The organism is Candidatus Hydrogenedentota bacterium (assembly GCA_012523015.1).
Classification (GTDB): domain Bacteria; phylum Hydrogenedentota; class Hydrogenedentia; order Hydrogenedentales; family CAITNO01; genus JAAYBJ01.
Map to the genome: position 1 here is coordinate 1 of JAAYJI010000248.1, position 5475 is coordinate 5475.

At 49.9% G+C, this 5475-nt stretch carries 4 protein-coding genes, 1 rRNA gene and 1 pseudogene; 2 read left to right on the plus strand and 4 right to left on the minus strand.

What is annotated here, in order from left to right:
- Positions 1 to 111: 111 nt before the first annotated feature.
- From GX117_10865 to GX117_10875, 3 genes and pseudogenes are all read right to left on the minus strand, one after another.
- On the minus strand, positions 112 to 1293 hold the full coding sequence (locus GX117_10865; protein ID NLO33839.1) for a class I SAM-dependent RNA methyltransferase: 1182 nt from the start codon (positions 1291 to 1293) through the stop codon (positions 112 to 114).
- Positions 1294 to 1362: 69 nt separating this feature from the next.
- The gene (rpmB, locus tag GX117_10870; protein ID NLO33840.1) at positions 1363 to 1635 is read right to left on the minus strand and encodes a 50S ribosomal protein L28; all 273 of its coding nucleotides are present in this window, start codon (positions 1633 to 1635) and stop codon (positions 1363 to 1365) included.
- Positions 1636 to 2235: 600 nt separating this feature from the next.
- Positions 2236 to 2349, minus strand: a pseudogene (locus GX117_10875) (hypothetical protein).
- A 31-nt stretch (positions 2350 to 2380) separates the two neighbouring features.
- On the opposite strand from GX117_10875, the gene deoC reads away from it, so the two are divergent.
- Complete coding sequence (deoC, locus tag GX117_10880; GenBank protein NLO33841.1) at positions 2381 to 3136, plus strand: deoxyribose-phosphate aldolase; 756 nt, start codon at positions 2381 to 2383, stop codon at positions 3134 to 3136.
- A 73-nt stretch (positions 3137 to 3209) separates the two neighbouring features.
- Here deoC and GX117_10885 read toward each other — a convergent pair whose 3' ends face one another.
- Complete coding sequence (locus GX117_10885; GenBank protein ID NLO33842.1) at positions 3210 to 3803, minus strand: hypothetical protein; 594 nt, start codon at positions 3801 to 3803, stop codon at positions 3210 to 3212.
- 1266 nt (positions 3804 to 5069) lie between these two features.
- Between GX117_10885 and GX117_10890 the strand changes: the two genes are divergently transcribed.
- Positions 5070 to 5475, plus strand: a 16S ribosomal RNA gene (locus GX117_10890); the annotation flags it as partial.

Consider the following 5475-nt stretch of genomic DNA (forward strand, 5'->3'; position numbering starts at 1 on the left):
ACCTCATACTGTAGCCTACCGTTTCGGGTTTTAAAATTCTACAAGAAAAGTTTTTTTGCGTATCTTTTATACACTCAAAATACACAGGAAATAGCTCGAATCTGAGGATGTCTACCTAATTTCTCTTTGTAGCAACGCTATGGTTTCAATATGGGGCGTGTGCGGAAACATATCCACCGCCGTGACCCGGCTCAGCTGCCAATGACCGGTGAGTATTGCTTGCAGATCACGGGCCAAGGTGGCGGGGTCGCAGGAAACATAAATGATTTTTTGCGCGTCCGTTTTGGATAGGGCGTCGGTGAGCTGGCGCGCTCCCGTACGGGGCGGATCAAGAAGTACGGCGCCCCACGGGCGCTGATGCAACTGTGCGATCATGACACTTTCGTCGCCTTGCCTATAGCTGCCGCGGCAAGAGTCGGCGGCGGCGCGTATCGCAGGGCTGCTGTGGTCTATGCCCAGCACGTCGATCTTGCCGGCATGGTTGATACTGAAATTACCGCTGCCGCAATAGAGATCAAGGAGACTTTCCGCCTCTCCCAGGGAGTCGTTCACCTCTTTGACCAAGAGCCGATTCAACAGAAGACTTGATTGGCTGAAGACGCCGTTGACGATGGGGACACCGTCAAATAGAAACTGGTGTCGTGTATCGTCACGAGCGCAATTGTAAAGGGGGAACGCTTCGGCCAGGGGCGGGCAAGGGTCTTTGGTCCAGACCAACACTTCTGATGCTTCGGGGTTGACGGTGACCTGAATATCGCCTTTCCATGGGATGCCTTGGAGCCCTTTTAATGCCGCGTTGAGATGGGGATGATGGAGCGGACAATCCGCTACGGGAATCACGTCATGGCTTTGACGCGAATAATAGCCCGTTACCTTTCCGTTGCTGTGGAAGGCGGCACGGGTACGGTAGCCGCTTCGTAAATCGGGGCATTCTTTCCATGCCACGTCTGCGTCAATCTTGCCAATACGTTTGAGCGCGTCTGCGACGATCCGCTGTTTCCACCGGGCTTGTTCGGGATAGGAAAAATCGTGCCAGCCGCAGGCGGATGTGCAGGCGGCGGACAGGCACGGCGTCGACGCTAAGCGTGCCGGTGACTTTTCAAGGATTGTTGTTGTACGCGCCCAAAGGGCCCGTTTCCCTTTGCGGTAAATCTGCGCTTCAACCCGATCGCCCGGCAGCGCGCCGCTTACGAAACACACTTGTCCCGATAGATGTCCGATACCGTCGCCGCCATGGGCAACGGCGTGTATGCTGAGATCGATTGAATCTCCAATTCCGATGACTGTATTCATGGCTCTCCAAAGAAAAACCCTGTCCCGGAGGCTGGCCGAGACAGGGCGATAAAAGTTAAAAGAAGGGATTTATTTACCCGCTGACGCTTTCCATGCGGCGTGACTGCCGCGGGGCGCTTTCACAAATTTACCGGCTTTGATGTAGCGCGCACAAACCTTGACGCGGCGCACGCGGCCATTTTCATCAACAACACGGATTACTTGAAGATTGGGGTTCCAGCGGCGTTTGGAAATACCGGTGATGTTCTGACCGATACCGCCTTCGCGTTTGGCTTTACCGCGGCGTACTACACGATTACCGACTTGTGGGCGCTTCCCACTATATTCACATACCCTAGCCATAATGAGCTCCTTACTGTATACTTGTTAGACGCCGAGAAAACGGCACGAATGAATGGCATTAAAAGAGGCTATACTATAGCAAACTCGGAGAGAAAAAACAAGTTCTTGGCTGCGCTGCCTAGAAGCGACGCCAAAGCGTGACGTTGCGCCTCAATGACAGAAAGATTTCGGGGGCGATAAATCCCGCCCCTGCACCGGAAAGTTCTTCACCTCACCTTTCACCCTGCAGCGCACAACACTGCCCAAACTTTTACCCAAGCCCTGCTGGTTCCTCAACTTTCCAGTTGGGAACCCAAAATTATTCTGAGCACAGCGAAGAATCTGGTGGAGGTGGCGCGGTCTTTGAAGCAAGGACGTGCGCCTACGTCTTTACAATACCTTACTTTTTCACGCTGACCCAATAACTGTAGGGGCGAGATTTATCGCGCCCAAGAGTCTCCACTATGGACACTATGGACACTATGGACAGGATGGACGGGATGGACGGGATGGACGGGAGTGCGCTAAGGCAGGCGCACTCCAAAAGAGGCGGGAATGGCTATTCAAGTCAACGTACATAACACAACGACATGACGACAGAAACACCTCGGCGAGACAAATCTACTGCCTACACCGAAAAGTTTTGTGCCCATCTCGTCCATCTTGTCCATCCGGTCCATTCTGTCCATTTTGTCCATCCGGTCCATCTTGTCCATTCTGTCCATCTCGTCCATCCCGGCTTCAACGTGTCGAATCCGCCGGGATAATGTTACAATGGTGTTTCTACGGAAAAAGCACTATCAACTCTTTTGTGTTGTTCGGGAGAGGCGGAGAAGCTCATTCAAAAGGAAACGAGAACGTGAATCGCGCAGAACTTGCAAAACTGATTGAACATACTTTGTTGCGTCCTGATGCTACCGAAACCGAGGTTCGGAAACTTTGTTCAGAAGCCCTTAGCCATGGCTTTCGTGGCGTATCGGTTAACCCGGCTTGGACACCGCTTTGCGCCAAACTCCTGAAAGATCACGAGGTCATTATCGACACGTGTATTGCCTTTCCTCTGGGGGCGTCATCGGCGCGGATCAAAGTGGAGGAGGCGCGGGATGCGCTGAAGAATGGCGCCGACGAAATCGCGATGGTCATCAATATCGGCGCTCTCAAATCCGGCTATAACCACTACGTTGAAAAAGAAATCGCTACCATCGTGAAAGCGACCGGGGGCGCTCCGGTAAAAGTGATTCTAGAAACGAGCTGTCTCAGCAAAGAAGAAAAGATTGCTGCCTGTCAGATGAGTCTGCGCGCCGGCGCGAGCGCCATCAAAACGTCTACCGGTTTCGGAGCCTACGGCGCGCGCGAAGAAGATATCCGTTTAATTAAAGAGACTGTCGGCATTCATCTTGATATTAAAGCTGCCGGCGGTATACGCACCTATGCCGATGTGGCGCGCATGATTGATGCCGGCGCGAATTACATCGGTACCAGTGCCGGCGTGGGTATCCTGGACGATCTAGGCGAAGAATAACCCGGAGCCCAACAGCGCTGTCTGTCGGACCCCGGGCAGCAAAACTTGTTATTTGTTTCCAGGTCGGCAAGATTTAAAATAGAGTGATACTGTACTTGATAGATGCCATTGTGACCAAGTCAAGTATTACATCTTCTTTCGGCATCGTGCCTTCTAATGAAACATAAAATTCCAAACAATCGGCTTTTTGTTTCAACAAACTAAGCGGTTTTTTTGCTTTTAGATTGACCGATTCGCCCAGGCCGTTCGCATCATGGGCAGGAAAGGAAGCGACATTTGTACCATCGCCTTTTATGTCGAGACTTAGTGTTTTAATGGTATTAAAATCACCCTGCGTCGCGTTAAAAGCAATCTCACTAATTAACACATCGTTAATCTTTATAATGGCCAAGATATTGGAAATGGACGACGGCAGTTCCACTGTCTCTAAGAATTCGGAAATGTTGGATAGGCCGCAGATTTCGCCCAGCTTTTCCGGTCCCCATACGCCGCTTGTGAGTCCTGAAATATCCAAGCCTTCAAGACCATCTATGCCGTCGGTTCCGGGGAGAACCACACCTTTGGTTACCGGTATTTCAATGTCATACGAACACCCGACCATAAAGGCCGCCGTTAAAAGAAGCATCGCGCCCAAAGGCAAATATTTTGTAACTATTTTCGCCATCATCTTTTTCCTTCTAAGGTTGCTCACACAAACTAAACAAACTGCCCAAACACAACAGCTATACTATAAGAGAAAGTAATCCCATCGTACAAATTAAATGCGGAGATTTGATATTGAAAGTAAGGCGCCCTTTCGCAAAAAAAATAGTTGTTTTTTCCCCTAGGGATTGGGCGCAATAAAGCGGTTGTCCCTTTCGGTATTATTGCGATCAAAGACGAACAGTAGGCTGCAGAGCACTTCGTGTATTCATGAAAGGGATTGACATTTCCGCGCAGAACAAAAAGGGCACTGCAAAAAAAAACAAGGGGCAATCACAAAACTTTCTTCCAACATTTGCTCGAGGTAGCTTCCTTATTCCGGTCGGTTGTAGCTTGTTTCGCCCGGCTTCGCCGCCGCCGTCTTCAATCTCAAGAGCGCAAAAAAAATGGAACAACGTGCACACTCGGACTTCTCTACCTCGTTGGTTTCTTCGCAGCCGAGATGCTTATGACCCTGTAAAATCAGGGGGAATAAAAGGGAGGGAAATTAATTTGACATTCGCCTTTCGCATCCTGTAGACTACGCACATCTTGATGGCAGTGTGCCCCGCAGGAATGCGGCTGGAAGGCACAAATCCTTGTGCTTGACATTGCGTTTTTTTGTGTGGTATACTGGCGTTTCTCCGCAACACTTTTCCTGCGGAACTCTCCACTCCATGAAAAACAACACATTCGTTGTGTCTAGTGGATGGAAGCGAAATTTTAATCGTCACAACTTGAAATTGTGTTTTTAGGTAGTGTATACTTTCGCTGGTTTGCTTCGGTTTTCAAGTTAGTGGTCACTCACTGAAAAATAAATAGAAAAAAACTTGAAAGTTAGCAAAAGACTATGCTATACTTCACACAGCTTCCGAAAAGAGCCCGAAAGGGCAGGCTGCGGAAGATCTCAAGTTAAGGTCTGCCTCACCTGAAATTGATCGCTTTTAAGGCCTCAAAAAAAGTTGAGCACAGACTTGACATTGCCAAGGATTAGTTGGTACAATTAATCCTCGTGCCCCTCCCGGGTTTTTATGAGCGGGGCCGCCGAGTACGCAACAGGGTACCGGATGCTTTTTGAAAATTGAATACGATGTACAACACATGGTCGCTTGTGTGCTGAGAGTTGAAGTAATTTGACTATCGGCCCAAACAATCATTGATATCCTTTGTGTTGTGATTCTAACAACATCTACGAGGAATCAAACTATTCAATAACAAGAGGAGTTCGCTCCGCTTGTTCGAGTTTTTAATTCGGAGAGTTTGATCCTGGCTCAGAACGAACGCTGGCGGCAGGCCTCATACATGCAAGTCGAACGATTAAAGCTCCTTCGGGAGTGTATAAAGTGGCGAACGGGTGAGTAACAGGTGGATAATCTACCTCCCGGTGGGGGATAACGGCTGGAAACGGCCGCTAATACCGCATACGGTTGGTACATTGCGATGTACCAAAGAAAGGCGCTTCAAAGCACCGCCGAGAGATGAGTCCGCCCCCCATTAGCTAGTTGGTGAGATAATAGCTCACCAAGGCTATGATGGGTAGCCGAACTGAGAGGTTGATCGGCCACACTGGAACTGAGACACGGTCCAGACACCTACGGGTGGCAGCAGTAGGGAATATTGGGCAATGGGCGAAAGCCTGACCCAGCCATGCCGCGTGA

Excerpts from the sequence above, each read along its gene's own strand:
- GX117_10885 (NLO33842.1), bottom strand. The coding sequence starts at position 3,803 with ATGATGGCGAAAATAGTTACAAAATATTTGCCTTTGGGCGCGATGCTT.
- deoC (NLO33841.1), top strand. The coding sequence starts at position 2,381 with ATGTTACAATGGTGTTTCTACGGAAAAAGCACTATCAACTCTTTTGTG.
- rpmB (NLO33840.1), bottom strand. The coding sequence starts at position 1,635 with ATGGCTAGGGTATGTGAATATAGTGGGAAGCGCCCACAAGTCGGTAAT.
- GX117_10865 (NLO33839.1), bottom strand. The coding sequence starts at position 1,293 with ATGAATACAGTCATCGGAATTGGAGATTCAATCGATCTCAGCATACAC.